The sequence below is a fragment of the Acinetobacter sp. YH12233 genome, assembly GCF_013417725.1.
Taxonomy (GTDB): Bacteria; Pseudomonadota; Gammaproteobacteria; order Pseudomonadales; family Moraxellaceae; genus Acinetobacter.
In genome coordinates, this window is sequence record NZ_VPDK01000096.1 from 1 (window position 1) to 1,019 (window position 1,019).

Annotated in this window: 2 protein-coding genes and 1 pseudogene; all 3 read right to left on the minus strand. The window is 46.3% G+C overall.

The genetic code is table 11. The annotated features are described in order from the left end of the window. The coding region (locus tag FTV12_RS16410) for a transposase (protein ID WP_218949156.1) at positions 1-433 on the minus strand (433 nt) is incomplete at its 3' end. A 74-nt stretch (positions 434-507) separates the two neighbouring features. Continuing rightward, positions 508-843 carry an IS66 family insertion sequence element accessory protein TnpB gene (gene tnpB, locus FTV12_RS16415; protein ID WP_179991004.1) on the minus strand — a complete coding sequence of 112 codons (336 nt, stop codon included), beginning with the start codon at positions 841-843 and terminating at the stop codon, positions 508-510. Next, a pseudogene (locus FTV12_RS16420) lies at positions 840-1,019 on the minus strand (IS66 family insertion sequence element accessory protein TnpB); the annotation flags it as partial. The gene tnpB and the pseudogene FTV12_RS16420, both read right to left, overlap by 4 nt.

Sequence of the window (1,019 nt, forward strand, 5' to 3'; positions counted from 1 at the left end):
CACAACTGCATTGGGTTGATGCTGGTTCATGCTCAATACGAATGGTGTGTAGATGATCGGGCAGCAGTCGACGTTTAGGTTTATTTGCTTTGGCTTTGTGTGTCGCTGCATCGGTTTTATCTGCATTCAGCCGTTCCAGTTCCAGATCAACGGCTGCAATATCTTCTTCGACCGCTTCATCCCAGAGATGGATTTGTTTTGCAGTGAGATGTTCGTTTTTACTGCCGAATTTGTGCTGTTTAAATAGTGCGAGTTCATGCTCGTATTTTTGATTGAGAATAGAAAGATGCTGAACTTTGGCATCCAATTGCTGGTTTGATTTTTCTAATTCTTGATTTGATTGTGCCAGAGACTGATGCTGCATCGCCAACTGCCGGGTAAATTCCAGCAGTTGTTCATGGGTCAGTTGGCTTAAGTCAGGCAGCGTATTCATGACCGCAGTATGCCTGAGGTCATGACGCAGAGGAAATAGAACGTTTGGAGAATAGCAGAATAGCCGAGCTTGGTTTAGAGCATTGTTACCACTTGCTGTCGTCCAATGCGCTGCCAGGGCAAACCCTGGATTAATGCCTGTAACTGTTCCGGGCTGAGGGCCACGGTTTCACCTTGGTGAACTTTAGCCCAGTGGAATTTTCCCTGTTCCAGCCGCCTGGCACACAGCCAGATGCCCAGTCCATCATGTACCAACACTTTCATGCGATGGCCACGTTTATTACAGAACAGGTAAGCACAATGCGGTTTGATGTAGCCAAAGGCTCTCACCACCTGAGCCATGGTCGTATCCATACCTGCACGCATGTCCATGGGCTGAGTAGACAACCAGATTTCATCAATACGGATCATGTTGCCAGTGCCTTGAGTAATTCTGCCAAGGCAGGTATTTCTGATGTCAGCCATTTCAAGCCAATTTCTGCTTTTGAGTGGGGTAAAGTAATTTGAACTTTTAACATGTCAGTAGGAGTAGGATCTAATGGTGCAGAGCAAGATAAGGCAATAAATGCAGGTTTATTCGGTAGTGG

Coding starts and splice junctions, on each gene's coding strand:
- tnpB (WP_179991004.1), bottom strand. CDS start 843: ATGATCCGTATTGATGAAATCTGGTTGTCTACTCAGCCCATGGACATG.